The sequence below is a fragment of the Pseudomonas sp. TZ252 genome (assembly GCF_056110345.1).
The window spans coordinates 1,390,083-1,406,128 of record NZ_CM148566.1; the positions used below are offsets into that span (position 1 = coordinate 1,390,083).

The 16,046-nt window shown below is 66.1% G+C and carries 18 protein-coding genes; 11 read left to right on the forward strand and 7 right to left on the reverse strand.

What is annotated here, in order from left to right:
- Positions 1 to 94 precede the first annotated feature (94 nt).
- Positions 95 to 1,255, forward strand: a complete 1,161-nt coding sequence (locus ACYAF3_RS06410; protein WP_003099351.1) for a 1-acyl-sn-glycerol-3-phosphate acyltransferase — start codon at positions 95 to 97, stop codon at positions 1,253 to 1,255.
- A 120-nt stretch (positions 1,256 to 1,375) separates the two neighbouring features.
- On the opposite strand, the gene ACYAF3_RS06415 is transcribed toward ACYAF3_RS06410, so the two are convergent.
- Positions 1,376 to 1,654 (reverse strand): hypothetical protein, encoded by a 279-nt coding sequence (locus ACYAF3_RS06415; RefSeq protein WP_003146038.1) that lies wholly within the window; start codon positions 1,652 to 1,654, stop codon positions 1,376 to 1,378.
- A gap of 283 nt (positions 1,655 to 1,937) precedes the next feature.
- Here ACYAF3_RS06415 and ACYAF3_RS06420 point away from each other — a divergent pair, with 283 nt between their 5' ends.
- Positions 1,938 to 2,144: a hypothetical protein gene (locus ACYAF3_RS06420; RefSeq protein ID WP_003094951.1), complete on the forward strand. Its 207-nt coding sequence runs from the start codon at positions 1,938 to 1,940 to the stop codon at positions 2,142 to 2,144.
- A gap of 57 nt (positions 2,145 to 2,201) precedes the next feature.
- Here the strand turns inward: ACYAF3_RS06420 and ACYAF3_RS06425 are convergent, their stop codons facing one another.
- Complete coding sequence (locus ACYAF3_RS06425) at positions 2,202 to 2,789, reverse strand: YajG family lipoprotein (protein WP_003094953.1); 588 nt, start codon at positions 2,787 to 2,789, stop codon at positions 2,202 to 2,204.
- An 841-nt stretch (positions 2,790 to 3,630) separates the two neighbouring features.
- Here ACYAF3_RS06425 and mqo point away from each other — a divergent pair.
- On the forward strand, positions 3,631 to 5,154 hold the full coding sequence (gene mqo / locus ACYAF3_RS06430; RefSeq protein WP_003099345.1) for a malate dehydrogenase (quinone): 1,524 nt from the start codon (positions 3,631 to 3,633) through the stop codon (positions 5,152 to 5,154).
- Positions 5,155 to 5,205: 51 nt separating this feature from the next.
- Here mqo and ACYAF3_RS06435 read toward each other — a convergent pair whose 3' ends face one another.
- The 5 genes from ACYAF3_RS06435 to ACYAF3_RS06455 all read right to left on the reverse strand — a co-directional run bounded on the left by ACYAF3_RS06435 (position 5,206) and on the right by ACYAF3_RS06455 (position 7,826).
- Positions 5,206 to 5,619: a VOC family protein gene (locus tag ACYAF3_RS06435; protein ID WP_003094957.1), complete on the reverse strand. Its 414-nt coding sequence runs from the start codon at positions 5,617 to 5,619 to the stop codon at positions 5,206 to 5,208.
- 253 nt (positions 5,620 to 5,872) lie between these two features.
- Positions 5,873 to 6,163 (reverse strand): PA4642 family protein, encoded by a 291-nt coding sequence (locus ACYAF3_RS06440; RefSeq protein ID WP_017001468.1) that lies wholly within the window; start codon positions 6,161 to 6,163, stop codon positions 5,873 to 5,875.
- Positions 6,164 to 6,245: 82 nt separating this feature from the next.
- Positions 6,246 to 6,731, reverse strand: a complete 486-nt coding sequence (locus ACYAF3_RS06445; RefSeq protein ID WP_003094962.1) for a hypothetical protein — start codon at positions 6,729 to 6,731, stop codon at positions 6,246 to 6,248.
- A gap of 62 nt (positions 6,732 to 6,793) precedes the next feature.
- Positions 6,794 to 7,267 carry a WbuC family cupin fold metalloprotein gene (locus tag ACYAF3_RS06450; protein WP_003094965.1) on the reverse strand — a complete coding sequence of 158 codons (474 nt, stop codon included), beginning with the start codon at positions 7,265 to 7,267 and terminating at the stop codon, positions 6,794 to 6,796.
- Position 7,268: 1 nt separating this feature from the next.
- Positions 7,269 to 7,826 carry a hypoxanthine-guanine phosphoribosyltransferase gene (locus tag ACYAF3_RS06455; protein ID WP_003099341.1) on the reverse strand — a complete coding sequence of 186 codons (558 nt, stop codon included), beginning with the start codon at positions 7,824 to 7,826 and terminating at the stop codon, positions 7,269 to 7,271.
- A gap of 167 nt (positions 7,827 to 7,993) precedes the next feature.
- On the opposite strand from ACYAF3_RS06455, the gene upp reads away from it, so the two are divergent.
- From upp to ACYAF3_RS06495, 8 genes are all read left to right on the forward strand, one after another.
- A complete protein-coding gene (gene upp, locus ACYAF3_RS06460; protein ID WP_003094968.1) occupies positions 7,994 to 8,632 on the forward strand; it encodes a uracil phosphoribosyltransferase in 639 nt (212 codons plus the stop codon).
- Positions 8,633 to 8,634: 2 nt separating this feature from the next.
- The gene (locus ACYAF3_RS06465) at positions 8,635 to 9,918 is read left to right on the forward strand and encodes a uracil-xanthine permease family protein (RefSeq protein WP_003094970.1); all 1,284 of its coding nucleotides are present in this window, start codon (positions 8,635 to 8,637) and stop codon (positions 9,916 to 9,918) included.
- 333 nt (positions 9,919 to 10,251) lie between these two features.
- Positions 10,252 to 10,800 (forward strand): Csu type fimbrial protein, encoded by a 549-nt coding sequence (locus ACYAF3_RS06470; protein ID WP_003099340.1) that lies wholly within the window; start codon positions 10,252 to 10,254, stop codon positions 10,798 to 10,800.
- A gap of 30 nt (positions 10,801 to 10,830) precedes the next feature.
- Positions 10,831 to 11,364, forward strand: a complete 534-nt coding sequence (locus tag ACYAF3_RS06475; protein ID WP_003146046.1) for a Csu type fimbrial protein — start codon at positions 10,831 to 10,833, stop codon at positions 11,362 to 11,364.
- A complete protein-coding gene (locus ACYAF3_RS06480) occupies positions 11,364 to 11,906 on the forward strand; it encodes a Csu type fimbrial protein (RefSeq protein ID WP_003099337.1) in 543 nt (180 codons plus the stop codon). The genes ACYAF3_RS06475 and ACYAF3_RS06480 overlap by 1 nt, the downstream gene beginning before the upstream one ends.
- A gap of 18 nt (positions 11,907 to 11,924) precedes the next feature.
- Entirely contained in the window at positions 11,925 to 12,713 is a 789-nt protein-coding gene (locus ACYAF3_RS06485) for a fimbrial biogenesis chaperone (RefSeq protein WP_023097003.1), read from the forward strand.
- Positions 12,714 to 12,729: 16 nt separating this feature from the next.
- The gene (locus tag ACYAF3_RS06490; protein ID WP_031756240.1) at positions 12,730 to 15,102 is read left to right on the forward strand and encodes a fimbria/pilus outer membrane usher protein; all 2,373 of its coding nucleotides are present in this window, start codon (positions 12,730 to 12,732) and stop codon (positions 15,100 to 15,102) included.
- Complete coding sequence (locus ACYAF3_RS06495; protein WP_003099330.1) at positions 15,099 to 16,046, forward strand: Csu type fimbrial protein; 948 nt, start codon at positions 15,099 to 15,101, stop codon at positions 16,044 to 16,046. Before ACYAF3_RS06490 ends, ACYAF3_RS06495 begins: the two co-directional genes overlap by 4 nt.

Genomic DNA, 16,046 nt, shown 5'->3' on the forward strand with positions numbered 1-16,046 from the left:
GCACCCCCCTATGAGTTCCGTTTATAATCGCGCGGTTCAATTTTCGGCCACCCCCTTGGGCGGCCTTCGCAGCATCCATATGGAACCAGAAAGCATGATGGGCGAGTTCGAAGCCATCCGACCCTACAGTGACGCCGAAGTCCCCGCGGTATTGCAACGCCTCCTGAGCGACGACGCCTTCCTCGGCGCCCTGGTCCGCTACCGCTTCCCGCGCCTGGCCGGTCCCCTCGGTTGGCTGCTCAAACCTCTTATAGCCCATCGCCTGGCCCGCGAGGTCACCGGCATCCGCAGCGTCGCCACGCTGCAGGACAAGTTCGAGCCCTACGTCGACCACACCATCGAGAAGGCCACCGATGGCGTCACCTACTCCGGGGTCAATCGCCTCAAGCCAGGCTGCGCCTACCTGTTCATCGCCAACCACCGCGATATCGTGATGGACCCGGCCTTCGTCAACTACGCCGTGTACCACGCCGGCCTGCCGACCCCGCGCATCGCCATCGGCGACAACCTGCTGCAGAAATCCTTCGTCAGCGACCTGATGCGCCTGAACAAGAGCTTCATCGTGCACCGTTCGCTGAGCGGCCGGCGCGAGAAGCTCGCCGCCTACCAGACGCTCTCCGCCTACATCAACCACTCGATCCGCGAGGACCGCCAGTCGGTGTGGATCGCCCAGGCCGAAGGGCGGGCCAAGGACGGCGACGACCGTACCGACTCGGCGATACTCAAGATGTTCCACATGAGCCGTAAGGACGAACCCTTCGCCGAAATGGTGCGCGCCCTGCATTTCATCCCGGTGTCGATCAGCTACGAATACGACCCCTGCGACCTGGCCAAGGCCCGCGAGTTGCACACCCGCGCCAGCACCGGCGAGTACCGCAAGGCGCCGGGCGAGGACGATGCCAGCATCGCCCTGGGCATCACCGGCTACAAGGGCCGCGTGCACATCAACTTCGGCGCCGAGCTGGAGGGCGAGTTCAGCGACGCCAAGCAGCTGGCCGCCGAACTGGACCGGCAGATCCTCGGCAACTACCGTCTGTTCCCGGTGCACTACCTGGCCTACGAGATGAGCGAGAACCGCGACCCGGGCCTCGCCGTCCCCACGGCCGAGAGCCTGTTCGGCAGCGAGGAGCTGGAGAAGGCGCGCAAGGAATGGAACCGCCGCCTGGAGCAATGCCCGGCCGAGCAGCGCCCCTGGCTGGTGCTGCAATACGCCAACCCGGTGCTCAACCAATACCGGATCAAGCAGCAATCCTGAAGACGAAAGCCCGGCGCCGCCGGGCTTCTCCATCGGGCAACGGCTTCGAACCCGCAGGCGATGGACGGATAACCGCGATACGCTTATCCGCGTGCGGTTCGGCTCGCCGAGGCAGGGCTCTCAGAGCCGCGTGCTGGCCCAGCTGACCAGCAGCGCCAGGCCCAGGCAGGCGGTGCCGAATCGGTAGAAGAACAGGTTGATCCGCAGGGTCGCCTCGTCCATCGGCAATGCCGCCTCCCCCGCCTCGCCCTCCGCGGCCCAGCGCGCCAGGGCGCGACGCTCGCGTGCGCGGGTGGCCAGCAGCAGCCAGGCGCCGGCGACACCGAAGAACAGCGCAAGGCCGTTCATGGCCTGGGCGGGATGGGCGAGGAACAGCGCCCACAAGGCTTGCAAGGACATCGATAACCTCCGCAACAGGACCACACGCCGGGGCTACCGAATAACGCCTTGGGTGAGCTGATGACAGGACGGACCGTCGGGGACGGCGGGGAAGGACTGGTCGAATTCTATCCAGAATGCATGAGCGACGGCCAGCGGCACCCGGGTTGTCGCGACGAAGCGCAGCGGTTAGCAGCAATCCGTCTAAAAAAGGCGCGGCCTCGCCAGAGTGACCGACTAGTCTGAAATTGCTTTGCCGGTCACAGAACCCCACCCAGGCAAACGACAACACAGGAGAGTCGTCATGCTGGAAACCGCACCCCACGAACATAACTATCTGATCGACCACCTGGACGAGATCGAGGCCGTGATCGTCGATCTTTCCTTCAATGTCCAGGACGACCGCTGGCTGGTGTACTGCACCGCCTGCGGCCATGAACACCTCGACCTGCCTGAGACCGACGAACGCATCAGCATCGGCGAGCCGGACCCGTTCCACCAGGCCGCCTGAGTTTCCCGAGCGCATGAAAAAGCCCGGCATCCGCCGGGCTTTCTCGTTACCGCCGGCTCATTGCTGGCCGAGGGTCTGAGCGATGGTCGGGTCCTTGAACACGCGGGTCAGGGCGTCGCTGAGCACCTCGCTGACCAGCTTGCTGTTGGTCGCCTGGTTCGGCGCCATGCCGAAGCGCTGGTTCAGCGAGGCGCCATAGCGACCGGTGTAGCGCCGGCTGCTGTTCTGCACGTCGGCGCGGAAGGTCGCGGTGATGTCGGCCTGGGTGACGTAGACGCCGTCCTTCGGCGACTGGTACTTCAGCTCGGCCAGGGTCAGGGTCAGTTGCGGCGCGTTGTAGGCGTTGGCCGAAGGCGTGTAGCCGAGCAGGCGCACGGCCGTCTCGGCCTGGGCCTGGAGCTTGGGCACCACGTCCTCGCTACGGACGGTCAGGGTGCTGGTATCGGCGTAGAGGCCGCCGCGAGTGCCCAGGGACGGGCCGGGACGGCCATCGACCACCTTGACCACCACCGGCTGGCCATGGCCGACGGCGGTCAACGGTCCTTTAAGGACCGGTTGCGGGTCCAGTTGTTGCGGGCTCAGGGCGCAGCCGCCGAGAACCAGGGCGCTTGCGGTCATCAGGCTGAGCAACAGGCGATGCAGCATGCTCATCTCTCCATGGGTTGGGCACGAATGGCCGGCAGTATAACGGCGCCGCGAAGGCACCGCAGCATTGCCTTGGACGTTCGCCACGGGGCGCGGTTCCTCGCCTGTGGCAGGTGGCGCAGGGCACGCATGCCCGGCGTTTGGCAGATACGGCGCGGCGGATTGTCCCAGGGGGCTTTCGCCGGCGGGCACTTCGTGACCGGGAATGGGAAAAAAGTCTAAGGAGCGGGGTATTTTTTGATTTTCACCGTTATAATCGCCCCCCGATTATAAGGACGCCTCCTGATCGGGTTCCGGCCCCCGCGCCATCCCCCCACAGAGAGCCGCCAGTAGAGCGCTGCCCCATGAGGCAGACGCCCTGAAACGCCTGTAGCGAGTTTTTCGGCAAGGAATGCCGCATGACCCCGCACGATTCTGCGAAGGCATGCCCGCGACAGACGAGCCCTTCCGGCCCATGTCTCCAAAAGAGCGTGGATCGAAGGTATTTCACTACTTCACGAGAGTGTGGCGAGCAATGAAGAGTTTTGCGTCGGTAAGTGCGCCATTAGCGCTTGAAACAGCCCCCCGCAGACGCGACCGCAGCGGATACCTCATGACCAGAGCCTGACGGCCCGTTCCGTCGCGAATGTGCTTGCACGACCGGATGCCCGCATGGGCCAGCCAGGCTGCCAGATCGCCAGCCCCGCGCCCGGCATCCATAGGCGATGACGCCCGGCGTCCCGCCGTTGTTGCGAAGAATCGGACATGACGGCTCCCTCCGCCGCTGCCTGCCGGCCCGTACCGGCCTCGGCCCCGCCCCGTCTGTCGTCAATTTGGTGCTGAAGATTTTGGAGAAGCGTTAATGGCGCAAAACGATCACGAAACAGTCGACATGCTGCTGGTAGGCGCCGGCATCATGAGCGCGACCCTGGCGGTCCTGCTCAAGGAACTCGACCCCAACCTGAAGATGGAAGTCGTCGAACTCCAGGAGTCCGGCGCGATCGAAAGCTCCAACCCGTGGAACAACGCGGGCACCGGCCACGCCGGCCTGTGCGAGCTGAACTACACCCCGCAGTCGGCCGACGGCAGCATCGACATCAAGAAAGCCGTGGGCATCAACACCATGTTCGAGGTGTCGAAGCAGTTCTGGTCGCACCTGGTCGCCAAGGGCACCTTCGGCTCGCCGAAGACCTTCATCAACCCGGTACCGCATCTGAGCTTCGTGCGCGGCAGCGAAGGCATCGCCTACCTGAAGAAGCGCTTCGAATCGCTGACGAAGCACCACGCTTTCGAGACCATGGTCTACTCCGAGGACAAGGCCACCCTCGCCGAGTGGATGCCGCTGATGATGCCGGGTCGTCCGGCCGACGAAGCGATCGCCGCGACCCGCGTCGAGGGCGGTACCGACGTCAACTTCGGCGCCCTGACCAACCAGCTCCTGCAACACCTGGCGCAACAGCCGGGCGCGCAGATCCGCTACAACCAGAAGGTCACCCACCTGCGCCGCGCCGATAACGGCTGGCGGGTCACCGTCAAGGACACCCGCAACGGCGGCGACCGCGAGATCCAGGCACGCTTCGTCTTCCTCGGCGCCGGCGGCGGCGCCCTGCCGCTCCTGCAACTTTCCGGCATCCCGGAAGGCAAGGGCTTCGGTGGTTTCCCGGTGAGCGGCCAGTGGCTGCGCTGCGACAACCCGGAAATCGTCAAGCAGCACCAGGCCAAGGTCTACAGCCAGGCCGAGGTCGGCTCGCCGCCGATGTCCGTGCCGCACCTGGACACCCGTGTGGTGGACGGCAAGAAATCCCTGCTGTTCGGCCCCTATGCCGGTTTCTCCACCAAGTTCCTGCGCCATGGCTCGTTCCTCGACCTGCCGCTGTCGGTACGCCCGGGCAACATCCTGCCGATGCTCTCGGTGGCCCGCGACAACATGGACCTGACCCGCTACCTGATCGGCCAGGTCATGCAATCGCCGGAACAGCGCCTGGAAGCCCTGCGCAAGTTCTACCCCGAAGCCAGGGCCGAGGACTGGCGCCTGGAAGTCGCCGGCCAGCGCGTGCAGATCATCAAGAAGGATCCGAAGAAAGGCGGCATCCTGCAGTTCGGCACCGAGCTGGTGGCCGCCCACGACGGCTCCATCGCCGCCCTGCTGGGCGCCTCGCCGGGCGCCTCGGTGACCGTCTCGATCATGCTCGGCCTGATCGAGCGCTGCTTCCCGGAGCAGGCCCGCTCGCCGGAGTGGAGCGCCAAGCTGAAGGAAATCTTCCCGGCTCGCGAGAAAGAGCTGGAAAGCGACGCCGAGCTGTACCGCAGCGTCAGCAGCCGTTGCAGCGAGGTGCTGGAACTGACCGCGAAGAACGACGTGCAGGCCCCGGTCAACGCCGAGTGAGCCGCGCGCTATGGAACAAGCCGCCTTCGGGCGGCTTTTTCATTTGTGGAGTCAGGCGCCGGCCTCGCAATTGATCATCCAGGACACCCCGAAACGGTCCACCAGGGTACCGAAACAGGGCGACCAGAAGGTCTTGCCCAACTCCAGCTCGACCCGCCCGCCGTCCTCCAGCAAGGCGTCATAGCAGCGCCGCGCCTGCTGCGGGTCGCGGGTATTCAGTGAAAGGGAAATCCCGGAGATCGGCTGCAACGCCGGCCCGTGCCCGTCCGAGGCCATGATCTGGCTGTCGCCGATCTGCAGGTTGGCGTGCATCACCTTGTCGCACCAGCCTTCGGGCACCACCACCGGACCGGGCGCCTCGTCGAAACGGAACAGGAAACTCACCCTGGCACCGATGGCGTGTTCATAGAAACGCAGGGCCTCTTCGCAACGGCCGTTGAAGCAGACGTAGGGCTGGACGTACATGGGAACCTCGGCAGGCTGTTTTTCCTGTGAGTGTAGAAAAGCAGCAGCCTCTCGCAGAGCGAATAAAGCAGTCCTGGCCATTCGCCCCCCCCTGTCTCCCTGGCGCTCCGCAATGCGAGAAGGCCCGTATGCCTATCGTCCCTTGCCACCGCCAGCCGCCATTCGGATGCTGGCGTTCTCCGACGGGCGTGACTCGGCGGACCGCGCAACGAAAAAACCCGCCGAAGGGCGGGCTTTTCGCTGCATGGCCGGCTCAGGCGCCCTTGGCCGCCTGCAGCGCTTCGATGTAGGGCACGGCCTGGCGCTGGTCGGCGACCAGGGCGACGAAGTCGTTGCCCTTGGTGTCGCGCGCATCGAGATCGTAGCCGGCTTCGCGGAAGAAGGTGAGGAAGCGCTCGAAGTCGTCGATGCGCAGGCCGCGATAGGCCTTGATCAGCTTGTGCAGCGAGGGGGGCGTGTCGTCGGCCGGCTCGACGCCGAGGAACAGCTTGATCGACTCGTCACTGATCTCTTCGCCAATGATCTGTTTCTTGTCTTTGCGCATCGCTTTCTCTCAACGGCTCTGGGGCCGGGCTCGCCCGGCGCGGGATAAGGCCAGGCAGTTTACTCCCGGCGCGCGGCGAGGCTCAACGCGCGCGTACCGCGCCGGTGTGCAGGTCGGCCCAGACATGGCCGTTGGGATAGGCGAGGAACTGGCAATAGACCGTCTGGTTGCGCAGCAGGTCGAGCAACGCCGGGTACTGCGCCAGCGGGTAGTTGAGCGTGAGGGTGCGGGTCCCGGCATCGTAGACCGGCTTCTTCAGGCTCTTGCCTTCGCTGTCGAACTGGATCAGCACCTGGGCCAGGGTCGCGCCCTTGCTCAGCGGCTTGCCCTTCAGGCGCAGCAGGGTCGGCGTGGTGATCGGGATCGGCTGCTGGTTGGACTGCCGCTGGTTGCCCAGCACCACGCTGTACTCGGTGATCTGGATCAGTTGCTGCTGCTCCGGCGCCTCCTGGCGCAACTGGCCGTCGTCGGGCGGCAGGAAGCGCGCGTGCATCGGGGGATTCTCGGCGGCCAGGCCGGCCAGACTGACGAACAGGAGCAGGGAGCCGCACAGGCTACGGGCGAACATCGGGACCTCCGGACAGGGCGAGCCGGCACTCTAGCATGGCTGCCGACCCGCCGCCGAAGCGCTCAGGCGAACTGGGCGCGCATCCAGTCCCGGTAGGCCGGCGCATCGGCGCTGCCTTCGGCAGGCGCCCAACTGGCGAACTCGCCTTCGCCGAGCGGGCGGTAAGGCCCGGCCTTGCATTCGAACAGGATGCTGTCCGGCTCCAGCACCACCAGGGCATGGAACACCCCGGGCGGCAGGTCGACACCGGGGCAGTCCCCAGCGGCGCTCAACTCGCGCTTGTCGAGGAGTTCCCCGTCCTCGGCGAAGACCAGCAGGCCGAGACGGCCCTTGAGCACGATCAGCGCCTCGGCCTTGCCCGCATCCAGGTGCCGGTGCGGCGGGATGTAGGTATTCGGCTGGAGGCCCACCGCCATGCGGTGGCAGGGCTCCTCCATGCGGTGGAAGTTGTGATGCTGGCGACCACGCGGCGCGTTACCCGCCCCGCTCGCCAGTTCGGCGAACAATTGCTGGTCGAGGTAGCGCGGTCCGGCCATCTCAGAGCCCCTTGACCGCGAAGATGCCCGCGGCGTTGCGCCAGTAGCCCTTGTAGTCCATGCCGTAGCCGAACACGTAGCGGTCGGCGCAGTAGAGGCCGGTGAAGCTGGCCTTGAGGTCGGGCCGGGCCTTGCGCTCGTGTTCCTTGTCCACCAGTACGGCGGTGTGCACCGCGCGTGCGCCGGCATGCTTGCAGAAGTCGATGATCGCCGAGAGGGTGTGCCCTTCGTCGAGGATGTCGTCGATGATCAGCACGTCACGGTCGATGAAGGAGATTTCCGGCTTGGCCTTCCAGAACAGTTCGCCGCCGGAGGTCTCGTTGCGGTAACGGGTCGCATGCAGGTAGGACAGTTCGAGGGGGAAGTCGAGCAGCGGGAGCAGCTTGCCGGAGAAGATCAGGCCGCCGTTCATCACGCAGAAGACCACCGGGTTGGTCTCGCCGAGATCGCGGTTGATCGCCTCGGCGACGCGACCGATGGCTGCCTCGACCTCGTCGTTGTTGAACAGGCAGTCGGCTTCCGCCCTGACTTGGCGGATGTGCGCGAGATCGACGGACATGGTGCTTCTCCCTGGCTGGGCTGAGAAAAAGTCGGCAAAGGTACTCATCCGGTCGCCATCGGGCAACCCCCGGCGGTCGAGTGCGAATCAGAATAATGGTCCAGACTGTGCGGAATGCATTACGCTAGCGCAATTTTTTTGCCCGCCCCCGTTGGAGACAGTCGCCCATGCCCGTACATGAGATCCGCCACCCCCTCATCCGCCACAAACTGGGCCTGATGCGCCGTGCCGATATCAGCACCAAGAACTTCCGCGAACTGGCCCAGGAAGTCGGCGCCCTGCTGACCTACGAGGCGACCAAGGACCTGCCCCTGGAACAGTACGAAATCCCCGGATGGGCCGGCCCGGTGACGGTGGAGAAGATCTCCGGGAAGAAGATCACCGTGGTGCCGATCCTGCGCGCCGGCATCGGCATGCTCGACGGCGTGCTCAGCCTGATTCCCGGCGCCAAGGTCAGCGCGGTCGGCGTCGCCCGCAACGAAGAGACCCTGGAAGCACGCACCTACCTGGAAAAACTGGCGCCGGACATCGCCGAGCGACGCTCGCTGATCATCGACCCGATGCTCGCCACCGGTGGCTCGATGGTCGCCACCATCGACCTGCTGAAGAAGGCCGGCAGCAAGGAAATCCGCGCCATGGTGCTGGTCGCCGCCCCCGAGGGCATCGAGGCGGTACGCAAGGCCCACCCGGACGTGATCATCTATACCGCCTCGATCGACGAGAAGCTCGACGAGAACGGCTACATCATTCCGGGCCTGGGCGACGCCGGCGACAAGATCTTCGGTACCAAGCAGAAGGAAGCCTGAACATGGGCGATGCCTTCCAGGAGCCGCTCTGGCGCCAGGTGCTGTCAGGCGCACAGATGCTGTTCGTCGCCTTCGGCGCGCTGGTGCTGATGCCGCTGATCACCGGTCTGGATCCCAACGTCGCGCTGTTCACCGCCGGCCTCGGGACCCTGCTGTTCCAATTGGTGACCGGGCGCCAGGTACCGGTGTTCCTCGCCTCCAGCTTCGCCTTCATCACCCCGATCATCCTCGCCAAGGGCCAGTTCGGCCTGGCCGCGACCATGGGCGGGGTAGTCGCCGCCGGCTTCGTCTACACCTTCATGGGCCTGGCGGTGAAGATCAAGGGCACCGGCTTCATCGATAAACTGCTGCCGCCGGTGGTGATCGGCCCGGTGATCATCTCGATCGGCCTGGCGATGGCGCCGATCGCGGCGAACATGGCGATGGGCAAGGCCGGCGACGGCAGCGAGTTGCTGCCGTACCGCACCGCGATGATGATCTCGATGCCGGCGCTGCTCACCACCCTGGTGGTGGCGGTATTCGGCAAGGGTATATTCCGCCTGGTGCCGATCATCGCCGGCGTGCTGGTCGGCTTCGCCCTGTCGTTCGTCTTCGGCGTGGTCGACACCGCCGCGATCGTCGCCGCACCCTGGCTGGAACTGCCGAAATTCACCGCGCCGGAATTCAACTGGCAGGCGATCCTGTTCATCGTCCCGGTGGCCCTGGCCCCGGCCATCGAGCATATCGGCGGGGTCATCGCGGTGGGCGGCGTCACCGGCCAGGACTACCTGAAGAAGCCCGGCCTGCACCGCACTCTCCTCGGCGACGGCCTGGCCACCTCGGCTGCCGGCCTGTTCGGCGGACCGCCCAACACCACCTACGCGGAAGTCACCGGCGCAGTGATGCTGACCAAAAACTACAACCCGAAGATCATGACCTGGGCGGCGGTGATCGCCATCACCCTGGCCTTCGTCGGCAAGTTCGGCGCGATCCTGCAAAGCATCCCGGTACCGGTGATGGGCGGCATCCTCTGCCTGCTGTTCGGCACCATCGCCTCGGTCGGCATGAACACCCTGATCCGGCACAAGGTCGATCTCTCGGAAGCGCGCAACCTGGTGATCGTCTCGGTGACCCTGGTGTTCGGCATCGGCGGCGTGCTGATCGGCAGCGGTACCGGCCCCGACGACATCGGCCTGAAGGGCATCGCCCTGTGCGCCATCGTCGCCATCGTCCTCAACCTGTTGCTGCCGGGCAACGACGGCTGGCAGAACAAGGCGCTCGACGAACAACACAAGGATTCACACTGAAAACAACGGACGGAACACTTCGCTGTTCCGTCCATTTTCCACCCGCCACGTTATTTTCAAAAGCATGTAGCCAATCGCTTACTACTTTGTAATTAAACTTCCCTGTATTTTCCAAATAATCACGTCATCTAACTGGCAGAGGCTTATTCGCGCTGCTATATAGCCAGTCAAGCATGACTGGCGAGCCGCTCTGCGCCGCACCCGGCGCGTCGCCAGCCATGAACTTCGAGTTTGGCGGATATATAAGGCCGATCATTTAAAGTCGTGGGAACTTTATTTATCCGCCAACATCGTCCTGCGCCACCGACATTCGTTATCGACAGGAAGTTAGAGATGAATAAACGCATTCCGGCAGTCTTGTTGTTCTGTGCCTGCGCCAGCCTGCTGGGCACCGCCCAGGCCGCCGGTACGCTGATCGGCCAGGTCGGCGTGCAGATGGTCATCGGTGCCGGCTGCACCATCATCAACGGCAGCGTCAGCGGCGGTATCAACCAGTGGGGAACCCTGGACTTCGGCAGCCATTCCGACCTCACCAACGTGGTCGACGCGCAGACCGTCGGCACCAGCGGCAATATCCAGATCCAGTGCAGCACCGGCCTGACCCCGAGCCTGACGGTGAACGCAGGCCTGCACGCCAGCGGCGGCCAGCGCTACATGCAGAACACCACCACCACCAGCAGCACCATCGCCTACAACATCTATTCGGACGCCGCGCGCAGCGCGCTGATCCAGGCCAACACACCGGTGGACATCTCCTCGGTCTCCACCGGCACCGCGGTCAACATCCCCCTCTATGGCCGCGTGGTGCCCACCGGACAAAGCACACCCACGCCGACGGCGGGGACCTACACCGACACCCTGCTGGTCACCATCGCCTGGTAAGACGCGCCGCCAGGCGCGGCGCCGGGCAGCATGGTCCTGGGGGGACCGATGAGCCTGAACCGCTACTTCACCGGAGGACTGCTCTGCCTGCTCGGCTGCAACCCGGCAAACGCGCAGACCGCCACCATCGTCCTGAGCGCCACGCTGCTCCCGGCCTGCGAGGCAGGTAGCGTCGGCAGCGGCGGCGCGATCACCTTCGGCACCCTCGACTTCGGCCAGTACGCCTCCCTGAACAACGCCATCAGCGCCACCAGCCAGCAAGGCGCAGGCTCCATCCGGGTCAGGTGCGTCAGCGGCCAGACCTATGCGATCACGCTCGACGGCGGGCTCTACGGCAGCGTCGCCACGCGGCGCATGGCGAACATCGCCAACACCGCCCTCACCCTGACCTACAACCTGTACAGCGACCGCCCCGGCGGCATCGTCTGGGACAACACCACCGGCGTTGCCGCCACCGGCAACGGCAACGACCAGTGGTACCCCATCTACGGCCTGGTGCCGGCACAGACCACGCCGGTCGCCGGGACCTACCGCGACACCGTCAACGTGACCATCAGTTGGTGATGCCGATGTCCAGCCGGCGTCTATTCCTGTCGCTTCTCCTGCTCCCGCTGCCGAACCTGGTCGCGCATGCCGATCCATCGCCGATCAGCCGCGCCTTCCAGGTCCAGGCGGTGGTCGCCAACGGCTGCGCCTTCGGCACCGCCATCAGCAACAACGCCTATGACCTCGGCACCCTGAGCTTCGGCACCCTCGGCAACCTGGCCAGTCCGGTTAACGTCGCCAGCAGCTCCGGGGCCGGCTCCATCGTCCTGACCTGCACTCCGGGAATGACCGTCTCCGTCGCCCTCGACTACGGGGTCAATGGCGGCAGCAGCAGCCAGCGCTACCTGAAGCGGGTGAGCGGTAACGAGACCCTCGCCTACCAGCTCTACCAGGATGCCGCCTACTCCCAGGTCTGGGGCAACGGGGCACTCGCGCGGACCATCGCCAACTTTCCCGCCAGCACCCAGACCTACACGGTATACGCGCGCCTGTTCGCGGTCGGCAGCCTGCCGTCCGCCGGCAACTACCGCGATACCGTCACCGTCACCCTTTCGTTCTGAGCCGTCATGGAGGATCACATGCCCAGTCCACACCTACCTCTCCGCCCCGGCCGCTGGCTTGCGGCGCTGCTGGCGCTGTTCCTGGGCGGCCCGGCACAAGCCGCCAGTGCGGTGCTGATCTGGCCGATCAACCCGGCCATCGAAGCCGACCAACCGGCCACCGCGCTGTGGCTGGAGAATCGCGGCAAGCAACCGGTGACCCTGCAGGTGCGCGTGCTCGGCTGGTCCCAGGCGGATTTCCAGGACGTCTATCGCAACCAGCAGGCAGTGATTCCCAGCCCGCCCTTCGTCAAGGTCGAGCCGGGCCGCCGGCAACTGGTCCGGCTGATCCGCCAGGGCGGCCAGCCCAGCACGCCGGAGGACGCCTACCGGGTGCTGATCGACGAAGTGCCCGACGGCGACGCGGGGCAGACGCAACGAAGCCCCGGTCTCGCCCTGCAGTTCCAGATGCGCTATTCGGTACCGCTGTTCGTCAGCGCCGACGGCGTCTGGACCCAGCCGCGTAGCGATGTCGAGCGCGACCCGGCCGACGCGACCCGGCCGAAGCTGGCCTGGCGGCTGGTCGAGGAACAGGGCAAGCGTTACCTGCAGGTGCGCAACGAGGGTAGCGTGCACGCCCGCCTCAGCCATGTCCGCTGGGAGGGCAACGGCCGCAGCCTGGCGCTGCTGGACGGCCTTCTCGGCTACGTGCTGCCCGGCCGGCAGATGCGCTGGCCGCTGCCGCCGGGGCTGCTGCCGGACTCCGGCATGACCCTGAAACTGCAACTGGCGGACAACGACGCGCCGATCAGCGTTCCCGGGTACTGAGGCGGACGTCGGTCCCGTGCCTCGCCCGTGTCAGCGGCGCTCTCGCCGCCACCGCTCGCTACTGATCGGCCTGGCGCTGCTCTCCCCTGTCCATGCGGCGGACTACCTGGCCGGACTGCCGCCGCCGCAACCCGCTCCGTCCGGCGGCGGCAACGCCCTCTACTACCTGGAACTGGTGATCAACGGCCGCGACAGCGGCCAGGTGGTGCCGGTCAACGCCGCCGATGGCCATTATCTGCTCGACGCCGCGGCCCTGCGCGAAGCCGGCGTGCGCCTGCCTGACAACCCCGCCGGACAGGTCGCGGTGGACGCCCTGCCCGAGGTCCGGGCGGACTATGACAGCGCCAGCCAGCAACTGCACCTGCAAGTGCCGCCGGACTGGCTGCCGGAGCAGCGCTTCGACGATCCCGGACTGGTCGCCCGCGCCCCGGCGCGCAGCAGCCTCGGCGCGCTGTTCAACTACGACCTGTACTACTCGGACCCCGCCGACGGCGCCACGCCCTGGCTTTCCGCGCTGCTCGAGCAACGCCTGTTCGACGGCTTCGGGGTGATCTCCAACACCGGCGTCTACACCCGCTATTTCGGCGACGCCGACAACCTCGACAGCCGCTACCTGCGCTACGACACCTACTGGCTGTACAACGACGAACGCAACATGCACAGCTACCAACTGGGCGACTACGTCAACGGCGCGCTGAACTGGACCACCCCGGTACGCATGGGCGGCTTTCGCTTCGCCCGCAACTTCGGCGTACGTCCGGACCTGGTCACCTATCCGCTGCTGCGCTTCGACGGCCAGGCCGCCGTACCCAGCACCGTCGACCTGTTCATCAACGGCTACAAGGCCAGCAGCGCCGACCTGCAACCCGGTCCCTTCGCCATCAGCAACGTGCCGTACATCAACGGAGCCGGCGAAGCCACGGTGGTGACCACCGACGCCCAGGGCCGACAAGTGGTGACCAGTCTGCCGTTCTACGTATCCAACACCCTGCTGGCGCGCGGCCTGAGCGATTTCGACCTGTCCGTCGGGCGCCTGCGCGACGACTACGGCCTGCGCAACTTCTCCTATGCCGACAACGCCGCCAGCGGCATCTACCGCTACGGCGTCAGCGACCGCCTGACCCTCTCCACCCACGCCGAGGCCGCCAGCGACCTGCGCCTGCTCGGCATCGGCGGCGACATCGCCGTGGCCACCTTCGGCACCCTCAGCCTGGCGGCCAGCGGCAGCGACGGCCAGGGCGACAGCGGCCAGCAATACCTGCTCGGCTACTCCTACTATTCGCGACGGCTCGGCCTCAGCCTGCAACACATCGAGCGCAGCGCCGGCTATGGCGACCTCGGCACCCTGGACGGCGAGTACCAGTTGAGCCGGCGCACCGACCAGGCTACCGCCAGCCTGACCTTCGACGAGCAGGGCACCATCGGTACCGGCTACTTCGACATCCGCGCCCGCGACGGCAGCCGCACGCGCCTGGCCAACCTCTCCTATAGCCGCCCGATCGGCAGCCGCAGCAGCTTCTACCTGGCGCTGAACAAGGATCTCGACGGCGACGGCTACAGCGCGCTGATGCAACTGGTGATTCCCTTCGACATCAACGGCCTGCTGAACATCGGCGTCACCCGCGACAGCGACCGGCGCTACAGCGAGCGGGTGATCTGGAGCCGCTCCACACCGAGCCAGGGCGGCCTCGGCTGGAACCTCGGCTATGGCGGCGGCGCCAGCCGCTACCAGCAGGCCGACCTGACCTGGCGCATGCAGAACGTGCAACTGCAGGGCGGCCTCTATGGCGAGACCGGCAACTACACGCGCTGGGCCGATCTCAGCGGCTCGCTGGTATGGATGGACAACGCCGTGTTCGCTAGCAACCGGATCAACGACGCCTTCGTCCTGGTCAGCACCAAGGGTTATCCACAGGTGCCGATCCGCTACGAGAACCAACTGATGGGCAGCACCGACGACAACGGCCACCTGCTGGTGCCCTGGGTCGCGGCCTACTACCCGGCGAAGTTCCAGATCGAGCCGCTGGACCTTCCGGCCAACGTCAGCGCGCCCGAAGTCGAGCAGCGCGTGGCGGTACGCCAGGGCAGCGGCCTGCTGCTGGATTTCCCGATCCGTGCCGTAGTCGCCGCCAGCATCAACCTGGTGGACGAGCGCGGCGAACCGCTGCCGCTGGGCAGCCAGGCCGAAGAAACCGGCAGCGGCCAGCGCGCCAGCGTCGGCTGGGACGGCCAGGTCTATTTCGAAGGATTGCAAAGCGACAACCAGCTACGCGTGGTCCGCCCCGACGGCCGGGCCTGCCAGGCACGCTTCCGCCTGGACACGCGCAAACCCACCGTCAGCCAGGTCGGCCCGCTGACCTGCTCGGCCCCGATCGGAGATACGCCATGAGCCGCCACTCCACGTCCGCCTGCCTGCTCGGCTTCGCTACGCTCTGCGCCAGCCCGTTGCTGCTCGCCGCCTGCACCACCAGCTCCGGCACCGGCAATTTCGGCAGCCTGAGCTCGTTCACCGTGGCCAGCACCGCCCAGACCATCACCGGCACCACCGGCTTCAAGTGCACCGGCAGCCTGTTGTCGATCCTCAGCACCAACACCATCGACGCGACCATCGCCAGCACCGCCAATCCGCTGGGCACCACGCCGCGGCTGTACAACGCCGCCAGCGGCACCTACCTGCCCTACAGTATCTGCAAGGACAACGGCTGCGGCACCGTCTACAACGTCGGCTCGACGGTACGCTGGAGCAGCACCACCTTCCTCGGCATCCTCGGCCTGTTCAACGCCACCGACGGCAGCCTGCCGCTGTACCTGCGCACCGCCACCGGGGTGACCCTGCCGGCCGGCACCTATACCGATACCATCGGCCTGAACTGGGCCTGGCACCTGTGCGCGGCGGGCATCGGCCCAGTCTGCGTATACGACGACGGCACCGCCAGCAGCAGCGTCAACGTTACCCTGACGGTGCTCAAGGACTGCTTCATCGACAGCGCTCCGGACCTCAGCTTCGGCAGCGCCGCGCTGGTCTCGGCCTTCACCGCGGTGAACCAGAACATTGGCGTGCGCTGCACCCTGAACGCCACCTATACCATCGGCTTCGACAACGGCAACAACTTCAGCGGCGGCTGGCGGCGAATGCTCAGCGGCGCCAACGCGATCCAGTACAACCTCTACAAACCGGGAGACTCGACGGTCTGGACCACCAGCAACACCCAGGCAGGCACCGGTAGCGGCGCCGCGCAGAACGTGCCGTACCGGGCCATCGTCAACCCGGCCCAGGGCAACGTCCCCGCCGGTACCTACAGCGATACCGTGCGGGTGATCCTCACCTACTGA

Bases quoted from the DNA above. Each gene is read 5' to 3' on its own strand.
- ACYAF3_RS06410 (WP_003099351.1), top strand. From the start codon at position 95: ATGATGGGCGAGTTCGAAGCCATCCGACCCTACAGTGACGCCGAAGTC.
- ACYAF3_RS06415 (WP_003146038.1), bottom strand. From the start codon at position 1,654: ATGTCCTTGCAAGCCTTGTGGGCGCTGTTCCTCGCCCATCCCGCCCAG.
- ACYAF3_RS06420 (WP_003094951.1), top strand. From the start codon at position 1,938: ATGCTGGAAACCGCACCCCACGAACATAACTATCTGATCGACCACCTG.
- ACYAF3_RS06425 (WP_003094953.1), bottom strand. From the start codon at position 2,789: ATGCTGCATCGCCTGTTGCTCAGCCTGATGACCGCAAGCGCCCTGGTT.
- mqo (WP_003099345.1), top strand. From the start codon at position 3,631: ATGGCGCAAAACGATCACGAAACAGTCGACATGCTGCTGGTAGGCGCC.
- ACYAF3_RS06435 (WP_003094957.1), bottom strand. From the start codon at position 5,619: ATGTACGTCCAGCCCTACGTCTGCTTCAACGGCCGTTGCGAAGAGGCC.
- ACYAF3_RS06440 (WP_017001468.1), bottom strand. From the start codon at position 6,163: ATGCGCAAAGACAAGAAACAGATCATTGGCGAAGAGATCAGTGACGAG.
- ACYAF3_RS06445 (WP_003094962.1), bottom strand. From the start codon at position 6,731: ATGTTCGCCCGTAGCCTGTGCGGCTCCCTGCTCCTGTTCGTCAGTCTG.
- ACYAF3_RS06450 (WP_003094965.1), bottom strand. From the start codon at position 7,267: ATGGCCGGACCGCGCTACCTCGACCAGCAATTGTTCGCCGAACTGGCG.
- ACYAF3_RS06455 (WP_003099341.1), bottom strand. From the start codon at position 7,826: ATGTCCGTCGATCTCGCGCACATCCGCCAAGTCAGGGCGGAAGCCGAC.
- upp (WP_003094968.1), top strand. From the start codon at position 7,994: ATGCCCGTACATGAGATCCGCCACCCCCTCATCCGCCACAAACTGGGC.
- ACYAF3_RS06465 (WP_003094970.1), top strand. From the start codon at position 8,635: ATGGGCGATGCCTTCCAGGAGCCGCTCTGGCGCCAGGTGCTGTCAGGC.
- ACYAF3_RS06470 (WP_003099340.1), top strand. From the start codon at position 10,252: ATGAATAAACGCATTCCGGCAGTCTTGTTGTTCTGTGCCTGCGCCAGC.
- ACYAF3_RS06475 (WP_003146046.1), top strand. From the start codon at position 10,831: ATGGTCCTGGGGGGACCGATGAGCCTGAACCGCTACTTCACCGGAGGA.
- ACYAF3_RS06480 (WP_003099337.1), top strand. From the start codon at position 11,364: ATGCCGATGTCCAGCCGGCGTCTATTCCTGTCGCTTCTCCTGCTCCCG.
- ACYAF3_RS06485 (WP_023097003.1), top strand. From the start codon at position 11,925: ATGCCCAGTCCACACCTACCTCTCCGCCCCGGCCGCTGGCTTGCGGCG.
- ACYAF3_RS06495 (WP_003099330.1), top strand. From the start codon at position 15,099: ATGAGCCGCCACTCCACGTCCGCCTGCCTGCTCGGCTTCGCTACGCTC.